This is a genomic window from Marinomonas pollencensis, from assembly GCF_003387375.1.
GTDB lineage: Bacteria > Pseudomonadota > Gammaproteobacteria > Pseudomonadales > Marinomonadaceae > Marinomonas > Marinomonas pollencensis.
Genome location: NZ_QUNG01000002.1, coordinates 425,230 through 442,874, shown reverse-complemented (window position 1 = coordinate 442,874; position 17,645 = coordinate 425,230). Strand labels below are relative to the sequence as shown.

At 45.2% G+C, this 17,645-nt stretch carries 19 protein-coding genes; 12 read left to right on the top strand and 7 right to left on the bottom strand.

Translation table 11 applies throughout. The features are described from left to right. Positions 1 to 9 precede the first annotated feature (9 nt). Positions 10 to 852 carry a tetrahydrofolate dehydrogenase/cyclohydrolase catalytic domain-containing protein gene (locus tag DFP81_RS05055; RefSeq protein WP_115896662.1) on the top strand — a complete coding sequence of 281 codons (843 nt, stop codon included), beginning with the start codon at positions 10 to 12 and terminating at the stop codon, positions 850 to 852. A gap of 267 nt (positions 853 to 1,119) precedes the next feature. Then, positions 1,120 to 1,710, top strand: a complete 591-nt coding sequence (locus DFP81_RS05050) for a helix-turn-helix domain-containing protein (protein WP_181903043.1) — start codon at positions 1,120 to 1,122, stop codon at positions 1,708 to 1,710. A 104-nt stretch (positions 1,711 to 1,814) separates the two neighbouring features. Here DFP81_RS05050 and DFP81_RS05045 read toward each other — a convergent pair whose 3' ends face one another. Beyond that, positions 1,815 to 4,244 (bottom strand): GcvT family protein, encoded by a 2,430-nt coding sequence (locus tag DFP81_RS05045; RefSeq protein ID WP_181903042.1) that lies wholly within the window; start codon positions 4,242 to 4,244, stop codon positions 1,815 to 1,817. A gap of 138 nt (positions 4,245 to 4,382) precedes the next feature. On the opposite strand from DFP81_RS05045, the gene DFP81_RS05040 reads away from it, so the two are divergent. From DFP81_RS05040 to DFP81_RS05010, 7 genes are all read left to right on the top strand, one after another. After that, the gene (locus tag DFP81_RS05040; RefSeq protein WP_115896659.1) at positions 4,383 to 5,279 is read left to right on the top strand and encodes a LysR substrate-binding domain-containing protein; all 897 of its coding nucleotides are present in this window, start codon (positions 4,383 to 4,385) and stop codon (positions 5,277 to 5,279) included. An 18-nt stretch (positions 5,280 to 5,297) separates the two neighbouring features. Then, positions 5,298 to 6,215 carry a LysR substrate-binding domain-containing protein gene (locus DFP81_RS05035; RefSeq protein ID WP_115896658.1) on the top strand — a complete coding sequence of 306 codons (918 nt, stop codon included), beginning with the start codon at positions 5,298 to 5,300 and terminating at the stop codon, positions 6,213 to 6,215. A 548-nt stretch (positions 6,216 to 6,763) separates the two neighbouring features. Beyond that, positions 6,764 to 7,540: an ETEC_3214 domain-containing protein gene (locus DFP81_RS05030; RefSeq protein WP_147299433.1), complete on the top strand. Its 777-nt coding sequence runs from the start codon at positions 6,764 to 6,766 to the stop codon at positions 7,538 to 7,540. Then, positions 7,537 to 8,472 (top strand): LPP20 family lipoprotein, encoded by a 936-nt coding sequence (locus DFP81_RS05025; RefSeq protein WP_115896656.1) that lies wholly within the window; start codon positions 7,537 to 7,539, stop codon positions 8,470 to 8,472. The genes DFP81_RS05030 and DFP81_RS05025 overlap by 4 nt, the downstream gene beginning before the upstream one ends. A gap of 15 nt (positions 8,473 to 8,487) precedes the next feature. Beyond that, positions 8,488 to 9,528, top strand: a complete 1,041-nt coding sequence (locus tag DFP81_RS05020) for a hypothetical protein (protein WP_115896655.1) — start codon at positions 8,488 to 8,490, stop codon at positions 9,526 to 9,528. Between the two features lie 14 nt (positions 9,529 to 9,542). Next, positions 9,543 to 10,118, top strand: coding sequence for an LPP20 family lipoprotein (locus tag DFP81_RS05015; RefSeq protein ID WP_115896654.1), 576 nt, complete (start codon positions 9,543 to 9,545; stop codon positions 10,116 to 10,118). A gap of 77 nt (positions 10,119 to 10,195) precedes the next feature. Then, positions 10,196 to 11,296, top strand: coding sequence for a transglycosylase SLT domain-containing protein (locus DFP81_RS05010; RefSeq protein ID WP_115896653.1), 1,101 nt, complete (start codon positions 10,196 to 10,198; stop codon positions 11,294 to 11,296). A gap of 65 nt (positions 11,297 to 11,361) precedes the next feature. Here DFP81_RS05010 and DFP81_RS05005 read toward each other — a convergent pair whose 3' ends face one another. Continuing rightward, positions 11,362 to 11,940 (bottom strand): TetR/AcrR family transcriptional regulator, encoded by a 579-nt coding sequence (locus DFP81_RS05005; RefSeq protein WP_115896652.1) that lies wholly within the window; start codon positions 11,938 to 11,940, stop codon positions 11,362 to 11,364. Positions 11,941 to 12,027: 87 nt separating this feature from the next. On the opposite strand from DFP81_RS05005, the gene DFP81_RS05000 reads away from it, so the two are divergent. After that, a complete protein-coding gene (locus DFP81_RS05000) occupies positions 12,028 to 13,146 on the top strand; it encodes a zinc-binding dehydrogenase (protein ID WP_245959088.1) in 1,119 nt (372 codons plus the stop codon). A 76-nt stretch (positions 13,147 to 13,222) separates the two neighbouring features. Here DFP81_RS05000 and DFP81_RS04995 read toward each other — a convergent pair whose 3' ends face one another. The 3 genes from DFP81_RS04995 to DFP81_RS04985 all read right to left on the bottom strand — a co-directional run bounded on the left by DFP81_RS04995 (position 13,223) and on the right by DFP81_RS04985 (position 14,846). Continuing rightward, the gene (locus DFP81_RS04995; protein WP_245959087.1) at positions 13,223 to 13,858 is read right to left on the bottom strand and encodes an OmpA family protein; all 636 of its coding nucleotides are present in this window, start codon (positions 13,856 to 13,858) and stop codon (positions 13,223 to 13,225) included. 108 nt (positions 13,859 to 13,966) lie between these two features. Then, positions 13,967 to 14,389 carry a VOC family protein gene (locus DFP81_RS04990; RefSeq protein ID WP_115896651.1) on the bottom strand — a complete coding sequence of 141 codons (423 nt, stop codon included), beginning with the start codon at positions 14,387 to 14,389 and terminating at the stop codon, positions 13,967 to 13,969. Positions 14,390 to 14,477: 88 nt separating this feature from the next. Further along, on the bottom strand, positions 14,478 to 14,846 hold the full coding sequence (locus tag DFP81_RS04985; RefSeq protein WP_245959086.1) for a hypothetical protein: 369 nt from the start codon (positions 14,844 to 14,846) through the stop codon (positions 14,478 to 14,480). 32 nt (positions 14,847 to 14,878) lie between these two features. Here DFP81_RS04985 and DFP81_RS04980 point away from each other — a divergent pair, with 32 nt between their 5' ends. Then, the gene (locus DFP81_RS04980) at positions 14,879 to 15,901 is read left to right on the top strand and encodes a nucleoid-associated protein (protein ID WP_115896650.1); all 1,023 of its coding nucleotides are present in this window, start codon (positions 14,879 to 14,881) and stop codon (positions 15,899 to 15,901) included. A 26-nt stretch (positions 15,902 to 15,927) separates the two neighbouring features. On the opposite strand, the gene DFP81_RS04975 is transcribed toward DFP81_RS04980, so the two are convergent. Together DFP81_RS04975 and DFP81_RS04970 are read right to left on the bottom strand one after the other, a co-directional pair. Continuing rightward, a complete protein-coding gene (locus DFP81_RS04975) occupies positions 15,928 to 16,575 on the bottom strand; it encodes an HAD family hydrolase (protein ID WP_115896649.1) in 648 nt (215 codons plus the stop codon). Positions 16,576 to 16,751: 176 nt separating this feature from the next. Continuing rightward, positions 16,752 to 16,931: a hypothetical protein gene (locus DFP81_RS04970; protein WP_115896648.1), complete on the bottom strand. Its 180-nt coding sequence runs from the start codon at positions 16,929 to 16,931 to the stop codon at positions 16,752 to 16,754. 150 nt (positions 16,932 to 17,081) lie between these two features. Between DFP81_RS04970 and DFP81_RS04965 the strand changes: the two genes are divergently transcribed. Beyond that, the gene (locus tag DFP81_RS04965; RefSeq protein WP_115896647.1) at positions 17,082 to 17,552 is read left to right on the top strand and encodes a DUF2947 family protein; all 471 of its coding nucleotides are present in this window, start codon (positions 17,082 to 17,084) and stop codon (positions 17,550 to 17,552) included. The last annotated feature ends 93 nt before the right edge of the window (positions 17,553 to 17,645 follow it).

The window sequence follows — 17,645 nt, the reverse complement described above, 5'->3', positions numbered from 1 at the left end:
GGATAAATGATGGCAGCATTGATATTAGATGGTAAAGCGCTAGCAAAGCACAGAGAATCTCAATTGAAAAGCGCGGTAGAGGCACTCACTAAGGCTGGGTCAGAAGTCCCTACCTTAGCGACCATTTTGGTGGGAGGCGATCCTGCCTCGGCAACCTATGTGCAAATGAAACAAAATGCGTGTCAGCGTGTGGGCATGGACTCGGTGAAAATTGAGATGCCAGAAGAGACCAGTACTGAGCAGTTATTGGCGCAAATCGAGATGTTAAATAAAGATCCTAAAATTTGCGGGATTTTATTACAGCACCCAGTACCAGCTCAAATAGATGAAAGAGCGTGCTTTGATGCGATTGCCATTGAAAAAGATGTAGATGGTGTCACCACGCAAGGTTTTGGTTTGATGTCGATGGGGGAGTTGGCATTTGGTTCGGCGACCCCAGCGGGCATTATGACCTTGCTGCACCATTACGATGTGCCTTTAGCAGGTAAACATGCGGTGGTGGTAGGGCGCAGTCCTATTTTAGGTAAACCGATGGCGGCAATGCTATTAAATGCCAATGCGACCGTGACAGTTTGTCATTCGCGTACTGAAAACCTTGCTGCACTAGTCGGCCAAGCGGATATTGTGATTGGAGCTGTAGGTCAGCCAGAATTAATAAAAGCCGAGTGGATCAAAGATGGTGCTGTGGTAGTTGACGCGGGTTATCACCCTGGTGGAATTGGCGACATAGATAAAACCGGCTTGGCCGAAAGGGTTATGGCGTTAACGCCAGTGCCAGGCGGAGTCGGCCCCATGACGATTAATGCTTTGATCAGTCAAACCTTAGAGTCTGCAAGGATAGCGGCACAATAAGGTGTTCTTTACAGTAGCCTGCTATTCGCGCTGCTGTGCTAAAAAACAAAGCCGCTATCATAAGATACGCGGCTTTGTTGTTTGTTAATAATCGATACGAAATAACGGCGTCTTACGTTTTGGGATGTTATCGGTTACTCTTATCCGTTTTTCATCAAGGTGAATTTCTCGTTTCGCTCTGCTCTTATTTAGCGAATGAAATTACCTACTTTAATACCTCGCCTTGGTGAAAGGGATTATTTTAAATACGGGCTAGTATGGGCGATTATGACAAATAAAATACGCAATGAAGCAGACGCTGAAAACCTAAGAATTGGTCATCAAATACGTGATTTACGTAAAGCCAAAGGCATTACCCTGGTTGAAATGGCTGAGCGTATTAAGCGCTCTGTTGGCTATGTTAGCCAAGTTGAACGAGGCGTTTCTGCCTTGCCAATACCGATTTTACAGGCCATTTGTAAAGTGCTCGATGTGCAAATGAGTTGGTTTTTTCATACCGACTTGGAAGCCCCATTAGAAGAAGTGAATCACATTGTACGTGGTGATTCGCGGCGCAGTTTAAACTTTGCGGGAACAGGCATTAGAGAAGAGTTGCTGTCACCACGTTTATCTGGCCAATTGCAGATGATTTTAACCACCTTTTCACCAGGCGCAGGCACGGTTGCGCGTGAGAGAAAAGGGGAAGAAGGTGGGTTATTACAGGCCGGCACTATAGAGCTCGGCATTGGTGAAAAGCGTTTTTTATTGAGTACTGGGGATAGCTTTATTTTGACCGGAGATGAACCCCATTGGGTACGCAACCCATCCGATAGTGAAGACGCTGTGGTGGTGTGGACTATTTCAGGTGGCGGCTATTAGCAGGTTTGTGCTGCTTTCGTTGGATTAACCCGCTTAATTAGCTCAGAAAAGAAAAGGCCCATCAGCGTTACTGATGGGCCTTTTTTAGTGTGCTGTAAGTTGGGTTAGTCGTCTGCTTTTAAACGTTGTGAATCAGCATCATAAGGCGCTTTGCTTAGGCAAGTTACTGGGTAATGGTCGCCAAGGATTTTTACCGTAAGAGATGACGTTAAATAGTCACTTTGGATATAGGCCAAAGCGAGGCTTTTTTGGCAGCGATGGCCGTAACCACCAGAGCTGACTTGGCCAACTACTTGATCATTGTGGTAAATAGGCTCCATGCCATTGGCGGCATCTAAGTCAGTAGCGTGCACTTCAATGAGCGTCATCTTCTGCTTAATACCGGCTTCTTTTTCAATGCTTAGTGCTGCTCTGCCTTCAAACTCACCTTTGCCCATTTTTACAAAGAAACTTAGGTTGGACTCTAGAATGCTAAATTCAGTGTTTAAATCATGGCCCCACATGGCGTAGCCTTTCTCAAGGCGCATTGAATCCATAGCGCGCAGTCCAAAGTTGCCAATATTAAACGCTTTTCCTGCCTCCATTAACGCGTCGTAGAGGGCAACTTGATGCTCAATCGGGTGATGTAATTCCCAGCCTAGTTCGCCGACAAAGTTCATACGAAGAGCACGTGTTGGCACCCCAGCCACCTGTATTTCTTGACCCGTGAACCAAGGGAATGCCGCGTTGCTTAGGTCTGTTTCAGTCAGCTGTTGTAGCACTTTTCGCGCATCTGGTCCTGCCAGAACAAGCGTGCCATAGTCACGGGTGATGTTGTTTAAGGTGACAGAGCCGTCGTTAGGTAATCGGCAGCGCAGCCAATCTTCAATCAGCAGTTCACCGGCAGCAGGTGCCATCATGTAATAGCTGCCGTTTTCGAGCTTGGTAATGGAGAACTCCCACGCAATGCCGCCATCGTTGGTCAATGGATGTGCAAGGGCAATGTTGCCGGTTTGTGTTGGGATGCGATTGGGAGAGAAAGATTCAATCCAGGCATGAGCGCCAGCCCCTGCAATTTCAAACTTAGTGAAAGGTGATAAATCTAATACGCCAACATGTTGCTGAACCAGTTGGCACTCAGCGGCAACTGGCTCGAACCAATTGCCACGGCGAAAACTGTGTTGCTCTTGCGCAGTGCTGCCTTCAGGGGCAAACCAGCTGGCACGTTCCCAGCCGAAATAGGCGCCAAAGACGGCATTTTGTTCTGCTTGGCGTTGGTAAATAGGTGTTTGTTTTTGTCCGCGTTTTGCTGGACGCATGGCATATTCATTGGGAAAGCCAAGTTGATATTCGTTAGCGTACACTTCTGTGCCTTTAGCGACTGTGTATTCGTGGGTTGCGTAGTCGCCAAAGCGACGAGGGTCAAGCTCAAAAAGGTCTAGCTCAGGGTGCCCATCGACTATCCATTGCGCCATGAAATGCCCAGCGCCGCCACCTTGCACTATGCCGAAGTTAAAGCCGGTACAGACAAAATAATTGTCATATCCGTGAACAGGACCAATCAAAGGGTGACCGTCTGGGGTGTAGGTAATAGGACCATTCACTGTGGTTTTAATGCCGGCATTAGCAACAATGCCAACTTGCTCCATGGCGGTACACATAATGTCTTCAATGCGGTCTAAAGAAGGTTGTAATAGTTCTTGACCAAAGGCTGTTGGTACGCCGTCCACCGCCCATGGAATACCGTCTTTTTCGTAGGGCCCTAAGATGAAGCCTTTGCCTTCTTGGCGCAGGTAATAAGATACATCTGGGTCACGCAGCATAGGTAGCATGGTGTCACGGGCTTCTAATTCTGGCACATTATCGGTGACAACAAATTGGTGTTCCATTGAGCAAACCGGCAGACGATGACCAATCATTTCGGCTACTTCGTTACAGCGAAAACCTGCGGCGTTGACTATCTTGCCGGCATCGATGACGCCTTTTTCAGTGGTGACTGTCCAGCGCCCATTGGCTTGTTGTTCGATGGATTTTACGGGGTTATTTCGCACAATAGTGGCCCCGGCAGCCCTTGCACCAGCGGCCATGGCGTTGGTCACACTGGTTGGGTCTATGTGGCCATCTGCTGGGTCCCATAGCCCACCGACTAAGCCAGTTGTATCTAGAAAAGGAAACAGTTCTTGCAAGCGCTCGTTGTCGACTATTTCTAAGTCTAAGCCGGCCATATCTGACATGGCGGCCACACGCTGGAACTCATCCATGCGCTCTTGAGTGTGTGCTAAACGGATAGCTCCAGTTTGATGGTGGTCAACTTGTTGGCCAGTTTCAGCCTGTAAGCGACTATAAAGATCGATACTGTATTGTTGCAGCTTCATGATGTTATAGCTGTTGCTAAAGTGGGGTAGATTTCCCGCTGCATGCCACGTAGACCCTGATGTTAGCTCCAATTTTTCGGTGAGCATAACATCCTTTAAGCCCATTTTAGTTAGATGATACAAGGTGCTCACGCCTGCAATACCACCGCCAATAATAAGAACGTCCGTCGTACTTTTCATAGTCTCTATTCTCATGTTGAGGCTCACAAATTGGAGCTTGTGTGTTGGGATAAACTGATGCTATAAAACAGTAAGCATTACCACAAACGATAAAAATTGTGACTTTAGATAAGCTGAACTTATTCGAAATGAGGGAATATGCATAAAGGATTAACCAACAACATACAGCTGAATTGGCTACGAACATTTGAGGCCGCAGCGCGGCAGTTAAGTTTCACCTTGGCAGCCGAAGAGTTGAACATGAGCCAGTCTGCGGTCAGCCAACAAATTCAGCTGTTGGAACATCATTTAGCGCAGAAATTGTTTGTCAGGGCGAATCGCGCCATACAGCTATCGGATGCAGGTCGTGCCTTCTTGCCTCTCGTGCAGGACTCCATGACATTATTAAATACTGGCGCCGCACAAATCTTCAGCCCAGTAAATGTCTCTGTGGTGGAAGTAAACGTTAACGAATCTTTTGGCGTGCTTTGGCTAGCCGCGCATATGGCGAAATTTCACGCTATTTACCCTCAAGTAGCGGTTCGTCAACTGGGCACGAATTGGGAAAGTGATTTTGAGCGCTCTACGACTGAACTTGAGATACGTTATGGCTTAGGAGATTGGCCTGGTTTTGAGACTCATCCCCTAATTACCCCTAATTTGCGCCCTTATTGCAGTGCGGAGAATGCAAAGCGTTTGCGTAGCCCTGAGGATCTGGCTTGTTTGCCATTGTTGGAAGTGATTGGTGCCAAACAAGGTTGGGACACTTGGCTAAACCAAGTGGGGCTGTCTGAGTTACTGGATTTGCCGCGCCACTATACGGATAGTCATGCTTCTGCAGCCAGTATGGCGGCCAATGGTTTTGGTATTTGCCTAATGTACGATGAAATGATGCAAGAGGGGGTTTTAGCTCAGCAGCTGGTGGCTCCCTTTATGGAAAGCATTGAAACCAAGGGCAATTATTATTTGTGTTACCGAAAGGGCTTGCCCTTGTCTGCCGCGTCGACTGTGTTCTGCGATTGGTTGCTAAGTGAATCTTTTGTTGGCCCTCAATAGTGCTTGGAATTTGTCAGTATGAAAAGACGATTACCTTCGTTAAATGCGTTACGAGCCTTTGAAGTGACGGCACGGTTGTTGAGTTTTCAGCAAGCGGCAAATGAACTTAATGTCACTCATTCGGCGGTTAGTCATCAGATAAAAAAGCTAGAGCAGGATTTAGCTGCGGATCTGTTTGTGCGGATGGGGCGTCGAGTCGCTTTAACCTCCCATGGTGAGCGCTATTACCAAGATGTGCATGATGCTTTGCAAATTATAGAGCGCAGCACGGAAGAAATTTTTGGTGAGCCTGATCATGGGAAATTGGTGGTGCAATTTTACATGGGAATTGCATCAAGGTGGTTAGTGCCGCGGTTAGGGCATTTTCGGCAACAGTATCCGAGTTTGAATGTGGAGCTGTTTAGCCCTTATTTTAGTTGGGAGTTCGAGAAAGGGGCTTCTGATTTAGGGGTGATTTATAGTGAAGAACAAGATCGTCATTTATCTTATCAGTATTTATTTAAAGGCAGCTTGGTGCCAGTCTGCAGTCCAGCTTTATTTGACGAGCAAGGCTGTGATTCGTTAACTAAATTATTAACCAAGCCTTTACTGCATGTTTCTGAATCCCCTAAGAATTTGGCGCACTGGTTGCACCAGCAAGGCGTCATGTCTATGGAGCAACTGGAAATTAAAGAGGGCTATGATAATTATCAATTGGCTTTAGAAGCGGCAATTGCTGGGCAAGGGGTGGCTTTCGTTCCGGCATTTTTCTGCTCTGGTGATATTGCAGGCGGTAAGCTGGTGGTGCCTCTGGATCGGACGGTGCCCGAGATCGGTTGCTGGTATGTTGTTTGCTCCGCCACTTCAAGGGCAAATTCAAGAGCGAATTACTTTGTTAGTTGGTTACACAAAATGATTGATCAGGATGCCATTTTGCAGCAATACCTGCAAAGGTAAACATCACCTTTTATGCCGTTTTTTGTTTTAAATCACTTTGTAGACTGTTGAATTCACCTTTATCGGTTTTTACTTCAGGTAGGGTGTTTTTTTATATAAGATAGAACTGAGTTTTAATTTTTTTTGAAAGGCACTTCATAAGACTTCTTTGTATTAGTGTCTTTTTATATCTCTTGTCTATTGTTTTTTCTTATCTATTATTTTTTCTTATCTATTATTTTTCCTTATCTATTATTTTTCCTTATCTATTATTTTCCCTTTTCAATATTTTTACTCTTTACTCATTAACATAATTTTTTGCCGATATGAGTTTTATTGTATAACGGCATGTATTTTTGGTTAAAAAATGCACAGCTCGTTTTTGCTGGAGGTTTTCAGCAGAATGATAATTTTTTGATTTTTGGTTGAAAAATCATCAGAGCATCATGTTTGTTAGTAAAGAAATCGTCATTACGCCTAAAATTTCTCTACTTATTTGTTGATCTGTATGAGTTTTTTGTAGTTAAATGGCCTTTCTTTACAAAAGTAAACGGAATTTTTACAAAAAGATGGACCACTCACCAAGCACAAAAGCTCCTTTTTATAAGCGCGTACAGGCCATTGCCGTTTTAATTGCTTCTGTCATGATTTCCTTCGGATCTTGGGGTGACACTAAAGAGCTGCTTACTGAACTTTACGATAGTGGTATCAGTCTCTTTACTAATAATGTCGAGTTTTCTCATTTAAACAGTGTGAAAGTAGGTGGTAATCTAGAGTTTATAGAGAAAACTTACGGTATCGCGAAAGTAATAAAGCTGTCTAAAACAAAAGACGGGGTTGAATATCGTTATTACACAGACCGCAAATATGTATTAGCGGTTGCCACTAAAAAATCCCGAATAATTGCTTATCAAGTAGTGAGTTTACGCACTTCATTTGACCCATCTGTACCTTTTTCTGATTTTACCTTAGGTTCTTTTTCCTATTCTGAATACGCCAACAATATTGATGATTATCGTCTAGATAACGCCAATATCACCTATTTCCTAGAGTCTCATTCCTTAGGGCGTGCGGGGTTGTTTTTGAATCTGCATTTAGCTTATGTGGGTTATGCGGCGGATTATTCTGCCGCGTCAACTGCGCATGTCACAAGCCAGCAAGCGGTGGCTTCGTTGGACCAGGCGGTTTTAGAGTCAAACAATAAAGCGCTAAACACTGCGCTGCAAACGCTTCGCAACAAGGTACGGCCAAATGTATATGTGGTAGGCGATGTTGATGCGTCTACCGCGGCGGATATGTTGCTGACCCGCTATGAATACGCAGTTTATTTTAAGGATCAACTATGAGAGTTATTGCCATTTTAGCTTTGGGTTTATTGCTCACGGCTTGTCAAACGTTGCAACCTACCACCCCGGATTGGTGGACTTCACCCATGGCGGATAGCGAGCAATGGATTTACGGTGCGGGTGAGGGCTACAGCCTGACCCAAGCGAATCAGCAAGCACTGGCCAATATTGCCGGAAAGCTGAAAACTGAGATCAGTGCTTCGCTTTCACATCGCACCCAAGAGACCACTATGGCGTTGGATGAATACGCCGACCGCCAGCTTAAATCGACTGTGGCAACCGTATCTTTGAGTCATTATGAAACCCTGAAAACAGCGATTTTCGAAGGAAAAACACTAACTTTGGTTCGAGTGGATCGTGCGGCTTTGGCGAAAGAGTGGTTACGCCAATATGATGCCACTGCCAATGATGTCCAGCGAATTATTAGAAATAAAAGTGACAACCCGTTTCAATGGTGGTTAACGGCGAAGGCGTTAGTTGCTGATGCTCGTTCTGCTGATCAGTTGGCGGTGATGTGGTCTGGTTTGATGAGCCAAGAAAAAACCAGTCATTTAGAAGATCAGCTTAATGCAACAATCGACAAAAGAAAGCCGAGCGTTAGGTTAAGTGGTACCCAATCCAGTATTAATCAGGCGATTCGATCCAGCTTGTTGGAAGACGGTTTGCGTTTAGGTCAGTGTCGCTTTTGTGATGTCACCCTTAAATATCAAACTCAGTTTAGTAGCGACACATTATTTGGACAAAATGTGGTCAACATGACGTTTGTTGGCACACTAACAGATCGTGACGGCGAGGTGTCTACAACTCGTTGGCAGGTGAGAGCTTCTTCTGCTTCAGGGGCGTCTGCGGGCAAGAAAGCCACGCAGATACTGGCTGTGCAGAAGCTAAAACGAGAAGGTCTATGGAAGGCCTTCGGTATGGAAACTAACTAGGTAGAGTCCTTAACTATGTTCAAGAAAAAACTTTTTGCGATGGCCGGTGTAGTCGGTGCGATGGCCCTTGCGGGTTGTACTCCAGAATTGGCGAAAACTCAGTTAACGTCAGCGCCTATGGCTGAACTTGCACCAACAAAACAACAGTTAGCAGAGCAGCTTAAAGGCCAGGGCAGTAAAATTATTGTCGCTCCTGTTGAGTATAGCACTCCTAACGGCAAATTCTTTGTCACTGAAGTCTATGATGACTTGACGCAACGAGTAATGAAATCTGGTAATACTGTTGTGGATCGTGAATTGGCGCTTAAGCTTAAGGATGAACTGATTGCGGCTGAGAAGTCTGGCAAGTTCCGTACTAGCGGACCCTCTGTTGCTGATGTTGCCTTGATGAGTAAAATTGTTAACCTGAACAGTAGTAAGTCTTTCCATAAAGCGCGCTCTTGGGTAGATGATAAGGGTGAACGCCATCGCGTTGAGGCTTACTGTAGTTTTTCTGCTAAAGCTAAAATGTATGTGCGTGCTTATACCATGCCTTCAATGGAGCTAATTAATACCTACGAATATGAAGGATCAGAAAACTTCAGTTCTGAGACAACCAATTCACGTTGTCCTATCTCTGATACCCAATTGCGTAGCTTATACAGTGAAACCTTGGCTGATGCCGTTAAATCAGGTTCTTTCCAGACGCTAAATGACCTTGCGCCAGAAGCTTATGTTATTGAGCGTCGTGATGAAATTGGCAAGCCTGGTGAAAGTGCTTTGTTCCGTATCACTATCAGTAAAAAACAAGGTGCAGTAGAAGGAGCAACCGTTAACTTCTACCACAAAGAAAAGCAAATCACTCCGATTACCAATGAAACACGCATTCAGCAGGTATTGATCGGTGAAGGTGAAGTGACCAAAGATGTTGATACAACTGGCGCTTATGTTTACGTGAGTGATGAAGAAGTGATCAATAAAATCAAGATAGGTGATGTTGCAAAATTGTCTCATGGCAAATGTGATGTGACTGAAACTGAAGTTTTGGGTTCTTGCATTAAAATCCCTGGTTTATAAGTAGGTCGAAATAGATGAAATTATTTAAAGTTGCTTTTCTTGCTGCCTCTGTTACTGCGGTTGCAGGTTGCAGCATGATTCCTGATACGTTTTCAGATTGTTCGTACCCAGACACACCGGGCGAGTCTGCACCTTCTTGGATTTGTAGCCAGCCTGTTGAAGGCCTTGAGCTACAAGCGGTGGGTTATTCTAAAAAAATGGCAGCAGGCCCAGGTATGATGCGCGATGTTGCCGCAACAGAAGGGCGCGCTCGCTTAGCTGGTGAGTTCTCTACTGACGTTAGTAGTCGTATGGCTCGAGTGACGCAAGACAGCACGGTTAATGGTGAGAACACCAACTCTGATGTGGCAGAGCGAGTGCAAAAAACTCTGGCGGCGATGACTCTGCAGCGTGCACGTGTTTACCGTACGCAGTTTAGTCCAGCGGGCAACTTATACTTGCTTGTAGGTTTGGATAAAGACGCTTACAACATGAATGTTGAAGCGGTTGCGAAATCGGCTATCGGCGAAGATTCTCCTGCGTTATACCAGAAGTTCTTGGCGGATGAAGCGGATAAATCGCTGGATAACATCCAAAAAAATATGAACTGATCGTCAGTTAATGAGAAAAGGGGCTTCGGCCCCTTTTTTTAGCTTGAATGGCAGGTTTACGTTTTAAGGTGTAAAAAATGAAAAAAATTTATCTTATATTACTTATGTTCGCGACGGTATCTGTGCAGGCGCAGAGCTATGCAGAATGGAAGCAGAGCAGACAAGAAGGCTATAAAGTCTATGCGCAAAACTACTTGGCTCGTTATGCTGGGTATCAAGAAAAGGTGACTAAACAGTGGGGGGATTATGCGCGAATGTCCAGTGCCCATGATTATGTGTTGTATAAGGAAGACCTTCATCAGCGCGTGGTCTTAGACTATGAGCATAATCAGATTTTGATTGAATCGCTTAATGGTAAGGACCTTGATGTTAAGCAAGCGCTTACTGAATTGGCGGAAACATCCGTTGGTGGTGCTCTGTCTAATGACCCTGTTTTGAGTAACGTTAAAGGACAGAAGCAAGCTGAAAGTTTGTTGCATACCATAACGGGTACAGATGATGTTGCCGAGGTGATGTCGAAAGTTGATGTAGCGCAAGCTGATATAGGTGATGCGACGAGTAAGCGTATTCAGCAGGTTAAAATTAGCTTGCCGACACAGATGGTGAGAGACAGAGCGGCGCCTTTTGTGCCCACTGCCACTAAGATGTCAGAAGAGTTTAGTGTGGATCGCAGCTTAATTCTTGCGGTAGCACAAACTGAGTCGAGTTTTAATCCGTTGGCCCAGTCGCCGATCCCGGCTTTTGGTTTGATGCAGATAGTACCTAATTCTGCGGGTAAAGATGTCAACGTAAAAATCAATAATAAGAATCAGAGCCCTGATGAGGAAACACTATTTCAACCGGATGAGAATATCCGTTTTGGGGCTGCCTACTTGCATATTTTGGACAGCCGCTATCTAAAAGATATTAAGAATGAAAAAAGCCGTTTGTATTGCACTATTGCCGCTTATAACACGGGGGCTGGTAATGTAGCGAGCGTATTTCATCCAGACAACAAGCGCTCGTTAAGCTTGGCGGTAGAGGAAATAAATAAGCTATCACCTGAACAAGTGTATCAAAAGCTTGAGCGTGAATTGCCATACCAAGAAACTAGGACTTACCTGAAGAAAGTCACAACCGCTTTAGGCCAATATCAGCAGCTGGAAGTAGCGAACAAGGCTCAGGCGAGCGCGCTGTAAGGAAGAAAGTTGTTTTATCGCAGTGTGCGATGTTGGGAGATAAAAAAGGGTCTAGCAAAGTTATGCTAGGCCTTTTTTGTTTCTTTGATGGTGTTGTTTTTCAGTGTGTTTTCTGCGCATTGATAGGCCTGTTGGCAAAGTTCGTTTGCCGTTTGCAATGCAGATAGCGCAGTGACGCCTTCTAGTAAAATCATTAGCGTGTTCGCTGTGGTTGTATCGCTAAAACCATCTTTTGATAACAGGCGTACAAACGTCGCTCGCATACGCTGTTTATGATTTTCTACGTAGTTTTCGATGGCGCTGTTTTTACCGCGATACTCAGCGAGCGCGTGCATAAAAAAACAACCGCAGCTGGCGCGGGTCTGATACCAATCTTGTAGTGCTTGGAAAGGTAGTAGAGCATAAAGCTTGGGCAGGGGGAGGCGCTGGTTAGCTGCTTCCAGCTGGTTTAACAAATGCCAATAACTGGTTTCTCTTCGCTCTAATATACACAAGATGAGCTCTTCTTTGCTGGCGAAGTGTTTGTATAGGGTTCGTTGTGTAGTGCCAGCGGTGTTGGCAATTTTTGCCACGCCAGTACGGTGAAAGCCTTCGTTATAAAACAGCCATTCTGCACTGTTTAATATGTCTTCATGTTTTGACAAAGCATCCTCGCAATGAAAGTATAGTGATCACTGTACTTCTATTCTAGCTCATAATCTAAAGGTTGTGGGGAAATGCGAGGTGTTATTGTGTTAAAAACAGAGGTTGTAACCGGTCAAAAAAATCTGCCGACGATGATGAAAGCGGTGGTAACAAAGGCTCAAGGTGGTTTTGAGCAATTGGTGTATCAAGATGTGCCAGTGCCTAAAATAATGCCAGGGCAGGTGTTAGTGCGAGTGCTGGCGGCAGGGGTAAATAATACAGAAATCAATACTCGTATGGGATGGTACTCTTCGAGTGTGGTGCAAGCGACAAATCAGATGGCAGATAATTGCGCTCCGCAAGTATCGTTAACGGATGGGGGGTGGGGAGCGCCAACACCATTTCCCTTAATACAGGGCACGGATTGTTGTGGGGAAGTGGTTGCTGTTGCCGAGCAGGCAAACGAGTCCTTGCTTGGTGAGCGCGTGCTGGTCCGACCTTGTACTCGAGTGAATGGTTTTGATGATTTGGAGGCGGTTTGGATGGCGTCAGATTTTGATGGCGCGTTTGCAGAGTTTGTGGTTGTTAATGCCACTGAAGTCTTGCCGGTTGACAGTCATTGGAGTGATGCGGAGCTGGCCAGTATTCCATGTGCTTACGGAACCGCTGAGAATATGCTGCAGCGGGCGCAAGTAAAAGCATCCGATGTTGTTTTGGTAACAGGAGCTTCTGGTGGTGTGGGGTCGGCAACGGTGCAGTTGGCAAAGCGCCGCGGAGCCTTTGTTATTGCTGTTTCTTCTGTCTCTAAGCATGAGCTGCTTTTGTCTTTGGGGGTGGATAAAGTGCTGGCACGAGAGGACGATCTGCTGGCTGCTCTGGGTGAGAATTCAGTCGATGTGGTGGTGGATAATGTGGCGGGGGCTTCGTTTGGTAAGGCTTTTGCTTTGTTGAAGCGAGGTGGTCGTCTCGTCACTTCTGGGGCCATTGCGGGGCCAATCGTTGAATTGGACTTGCGCCAGCTGTATCTAAAAGATGTGACATTGATTGGTACAACTACTTGGGATGAGTCGGTTTTCCCCAATTTAATGGGTTATATTGAAAGAGATGAGATCAAGCCTTTGGTTGCGCAATGCTTTTCATTGGCGGACATCGTTCAGGCGCAAAAAGTATTTTTGAAGAAACAGCATGTTGGCAAGATTGTGCTGATACCCGAGGGGCGTGCTTAGCTGTCTTAGCGGCGGCTTGTGGCACTAGAATGCGCTGTGTTTTCCCGCTCACGCAAAGGTGAGCGGGCTAAATGGGTTATTTGCGGAGGCTGTAAAGTGCGGTGTTGTGCTTTGTGTCCACGCTGTAAATTGTCCAGCGTTTAACATCTGCAGTTTGTTCGGCGAATACATTCGCCAATACGCGGCGGTTATTTGCTCGCCCTTCTGCTGAATCATTGCTGGCAATAGGGTCGCTTTCACCGTGGCCGATGGCTTGAACGCGCTTTGGTGATATTCTGAAACTGTCGATTAATACATCGGCAATTGCAGTGGCGCGTTTTTGTGATAATGCTTTATTAATATTCTCAGCACCAACATTGTCGGTATAGCCTTCGATTACCACCTTACTGCTTGGGTGTTCTTTCAAGAAGGTCGCCAACTTCATCACTTCTGGGTAAAACTTAGGTCTTACTATGGCTTTGCCTGAATCAAATAATATATTGAGGTCTATGCTTAATAGTGTCGATGAGACCTTTGGGCAGCCATAAGTGTCAACGGCGTCACCTTTTTCTGTGTTGGCGCAACGGTCGCGAACATCAATCACGCCGTCTTTATCATTGTCAGCAAGTCCAGCTCGAATGTTGCTGTCAAATAGGCTTTCTGCATGAGTTGTACTGCATAAAACGGTTAAAAAGCCAATCGTGAGTAGTCTTTTAATGGTAGTCATCATCATAATAATGAACTCCTTGTAAGTCTGTCTATGGTTGTAATATAGCGAGCCCCTTTCCGTGGGGCTATGTTATTTATGTAGCGTTATGATGGGTCTGTAATTTTTTGTAACTTACCAGCTCCCTGTGTTTTCCATGGAGGCCCATGGCTCTGCTTTTTCTAGGGCGGGGCCTTTTTGCAGTAACTCAATGGAGATGTTGTTTGGGTCTTTAATAAAAGCCATGTGCCCGTCGCGTGGTGGTCGAAGTATGGTGACGCCAAGAGACTGAAGTGTTTCACAGACTTGATAGATATTATCCACCTCGTAAGCTAGGTGGCCAAATTGGTCGCCCCCAGTGTAGCTACGGTCATCCCAGTTGTGGGTAAGTTCTACTTCTGGTTCGCCTACTGCCGTTGCGTAATAAATAAGTGAGAATTTGCCTGCTTCGCTATCGTAGCGACGGGTTTGCACCAAGCCTAGGCCTTGTGTGTAAAAGGTATGACTTTCTTCTGGTTTGTCTGTTCTGATCATGGCGTGTAAATAGCGGATGGTCATGATTGCTCCTGCAATATATTGCTTTACTTAATAATATCTATAGTAAATGGATTGGATCAGGAAGCATACCGGGGCAAATAAGTTTGCACTATTCCTCCCAAATCCAGCGTAACGGCTCACCGAAATCATCGTAAATAATTTTCTTTTTCGGTTTTTTTGACGGATTGAGCGGTGTAGAAGAGGCTGTTTTGCTGCCTTTGCGCTGCTGAATCGCGGCCACAACATGATTAAGTGGGGTTCGTTCTTTTCTTGGCTCGCTAAAGCCCATGTGTGCCGTGTTATACTTGCCGTCAACAAGACCGGATTCACCCATATCTACTTGCTGGATTTTTCCATTGGCCTTGATGAACTCCTCTACTAAAGAGTCTATCTCGTTTCGTGTGTCTTTTTTCGTAGTCTTTGGTTTGATCATAGCGTAACTATAGGTGTTGAATTTCCTCGCCAGAGGTTTGGTCACAATTTATCCATACTAAACGTAAGAGGTTGCTGGTGTCTATTACCAACTTGATTGTGCATGAAATACAAAAGCATGAAGGCGAACGCAAGGCGATACTTATTGCTCGTCCAAATGAAAACCCAATAGATGGTCAAGCAGAAGCGCTTTCAGAGCAAGTAACTAATTTGTTTAATCGGTCTGGAATGACAACAGGACGCTTTTCCAATCCTGAAGGGAGTGAAGAAGGCTCACAATTGCCTGCGTTATTAAATAAGCATTTTAAAGACAATGCATTTGAGGACTTTGAGACGTTTTCAAAAAATTGTGCGGCAGAGTATCTGAAATACCTTGAACCCGTGGAAGAAGCTGAAGGGGGGCTGTTGTGGTTTAATCATTATGAGCTTCATGATACGCACTTTCTCTACATTGTTATGCTTAAGCGTAAACAGGGCATTGGTTTGGGAGCAGACTTGAGCTTGTCTCAGGTTGAGCAAATTGAAGTGGAAAAACTGCACATGGCGTTGCGCATTAATCTAAACGCCTGGCGTGCTGGTGATGAGGGGCGTTATATTGCCTTTCGTTTTGGTCGGGCACCTAAGCCTGAGAGCGAGTATTTTACCCAGTTTATTGGCTGTGATGAGCCAAAAGTAGCGGCAAAAGAAACGCGAAAGCTGGTTGATTTAACCTCTGCTTTTTGTCAGTCAGAAGGCATTTCTAGCAAGCAGGCCAATGAGTTTAAAAAGGTAGTTTCTGAGCATTGTCAGTCAAAAGCAGAAGAGCGAGAGCCACTTGAAATCAAGCAAATAGCCAATGAGGTTGAGTCGCGTTTTTCTGTGGAACAGGCGAATAAGTTTTTAGAAATCGCGGAGTCTGAAAGCTTCCAAATGGAAAAAGAAATTTTCGTCGAAAAAGCGGCGTTAAAAAAGCTCACTCGACTTTCTGGTAGTTCACGAGCATTAACGCTTAGTTTTAATAGTGATTTGCTGGGAGATTCGATCCATTTTAATGCCGATACCGGCACCTTAACCATCAGTGATTTACCAAAGAGCTTGCTTAAACAGCTGCAAGCTCTTTAGTGTTGCGATGTGCTGCTAGGGCTTGTTTAACTCAGTCCTAGCAGTTCTTCTAGCTGTTTCATCGTGTCAAAGCACTGTGTCGCCCCAGCGCGCATTTGCAAATCCGCCTCAAGAGTTTCACTAAAGGCGAGTACTCTCATGCCTGCTGCCTTCGCTGCTTTGATCCCAGCGACCGAATCTTCAATCACAATGCAGTCTTCTGGTGCGACATTCAATGCGTCAGCGGCTTTGAGGTAGAGGTCTGGAGCCGGCTTGCCATGCACTACATCTTCCACGCAAAAGCGAATGGCAAATGTTTCCTCTAGTTGAATTTTGCTGAGTTTAAAATTCATCTCTTTGCGCCGCGCATTGGTTGCCATTGCAATCGGAGTGGTGACTTTTTGCAGTAATTCACGGACTCCCGTTATGGGTTCAAGATGTTGGTCGATGACGGCATGAAAGCGTTTTCTGTAATCGTCATCGAAGCTTTCTGGTAGCGATCGGCCTAGCATGGCTTCAGCGGTTTTTATATTTTCTCTGTTTGGGAATCCAGAAAAGCGTTCATGGAGTAGTTTGTCGTCTATCTGCAAGCCTTCTTGCTGCAGCATAGAGCGCATGATTGAGTTGGAAATATTTTCAGTGTCGACTATAACGCCATCGCAATCGAAGATGATTGCTTTATAAGAGTAAACCATAGAAAAACTACTTCGCTATAAGTGGAGTATGATAATAACGAATTTAGAGGGGGAAACGGAAGGGTTGAGTTTTATTGTTTTTCTCCCCTTTCAAAAGATCAATTACGTTATACTAGGCGCTAATAAAACGGCCGTTGGCGAGATGCAAATATTGTTCTTGCGGGCAAAATGCTCTGTTAAAGAGTTGCTGGTTTGTGTGCTGTGCTTTTGCGTACTGGAGTGAGTGCTTTTTTAGCGTATGCGACAGCGAATTTGGCTCTGCGTAACCATAGTTCACGGCGCGCGCGACGCTCGGCGCTACGATCTTCTAGTCCCCAGCGTTTTAATAGTGCTTCGTATTGCTCTTGAGAGTCCATGGTATTCTCCTGATGTTTAAAGTGTGGTTTTACATAAATGTTGTTTTATTACAACATTGTTAAGGTTAAATGCCGGTTAAGCGGATTACAAACGATCGTTTTTCATGCTTTCGGTTATTTTTTTTCATCTTTCTTATTGCGTAGGAAATAATGGCATATCAATCGCTAGATAGTTTTTCAAAAAGTTGGATTTTTAAGCGCGAGGATCCCAAGGTTGAGTCGCAAGATTTGGCGCAGATTCATCTTTTGGATGAAGCAAGGGCGGCAAGTGTTTGGCGCGATTATATTAGTGACTCACACATTCATCCTGATCATTTTGATGACACAGATTGGGCGAAAAAAAATGTATTGGCGCAAGTGAAATGGGAGTCGGCTTGGGAATCTGATGAGCCTGATCTGCCTGAATTGCTGCTTGAGCATGTTGCTCCATGGGGGGAGGAAACCTTAGTGTTTTTTTGCTGCCATAATGAGTTGGTTTTTGAAATGACGTGGTCGGTGTTTAAGCGGACTTGGAAGGCGTTTTTGTTTCTTGATAATGGCCCTGTGCTGGTGGCTAAAAAGAAGAAGCAAGCCGTGCAGTTTCATTCTACAGGTAATGCGTCTCTATTGAGTCGTGGTTAGTGATATTTAATTCCCCATCAACTTAGTAGCACGAACTGGGTGATGGGGTGTTTTGCCTTCTCTTTTATGAGTGAGCGGCTCTGTTTATTAGCT

Excerpts from the sequence above, each read along its gene's own strand:
- DFP81_RS05055 (WP_115896662.1), top strand. The coding sequence starts at position 10 with ATGGCAGCATTGATATTAGATGGTAAAGCGCTAGCAAAGCACAGAGAA.
- DFP81_RS05050 (WP_181903043.1), top strand. The coding sequence starts at position 1,120 with ATGACAAATAAAATACGCAATGAAGCAGACGCTGAAAACCTAAGAATT.
- DFP81_RS05045 (WP_181903042.1), bottom strand. The coding sequence starts at position 4,244 with ATGAAAAGTACGACGGACGTTCTTATTATTGGCGGTGGTATTGCAGGC.
- DFP81_RS05040 (WP_115896659.1), top strand. The coding sequence starts at position 4,383 with ATGCATAAAGGATTAACCAACAACATACAGCTGAATTGGCTACGAACA.
- DFP81_RS05035 (WP_115896658.1), top strand. The coding sequence starts at position 5,298 with ATGAAAAGACGATTACCTTCGTTAAATGCGTTACGAGCCTTTGAAGTG.
- DFP81_RS05030 (WP_147299433.1), top strand. The coding sequence starts at position 6,764 with ATGGACCACTCACCAAGCACAAAAGCTCCTTTTTATAAGCGCGTACAG.
- DFP81_RS05025 (WP_115896656.1), top strand. The coding sequence starts at position 7,537 with ATGAGAGTTATTGCCATTTTAGCTTTGGGTTTATTGCTCACGGCTTGT.
- DFP81_RS05020 (WP_115896655.1), top strand. The coding sequence starts at position 8,488 with ATGTTCAAGAAAAAACTTTTTGCGATGGCCGGTGTAGTCGGTGCGATG.
- DFP81_RS05015 (WP_115896654.1), top strand. The coding sequence starts at position 9,543 with ATGAAATTATTTAAAGTTGCTTTTCTTGCTGCCTCTGTTACTGCGGTT.
- DFP81_RS05010 (WP_115896653.1), top strand. The coding sequence starts at position 10,196 with ATGAAAAAAATTTATCTTATATTACTTATGTTCGCGACGGTATCTGTG.
- DFP81_RS04995 (WP_245959087.1), bottom strand. The coding sequence starts at position 13,858 with ATGATGATGACTACCATTAAAAGACTACTCACGATTGGCTTTTTAACC.
- DFP81_RS04990 (WP_115896651.1), bottom strand. The coding sequence starts at position 14,389 with ATGACCATCCGCTATTTACACGCCATGATCAGAACAGACAAACCAGAA.
- DFP81_RS04975 (WP_115896649.1), bottom strand. The coding sequence starts at position 16,575 with ATGGTTTACTCTTATAAAGCAATCATCTTCGATTGCGATGGCGTTATA.
- DFP81_RS04970 (WP_115896648.1), bottom strand. The coding sequence starts at position 16,931 with ATGGACTCTCAAGAGCAATACGAAGCACTATTAAAACGCTGGGGACTA.
- DFP81_RS04965 (WP_115896647.1), top strand. The coding sequence starts at position 17,082 with ATGGCATATCAATCGCTAGATAGTTTTTCAAAAAGTTGGATTTTTAAG.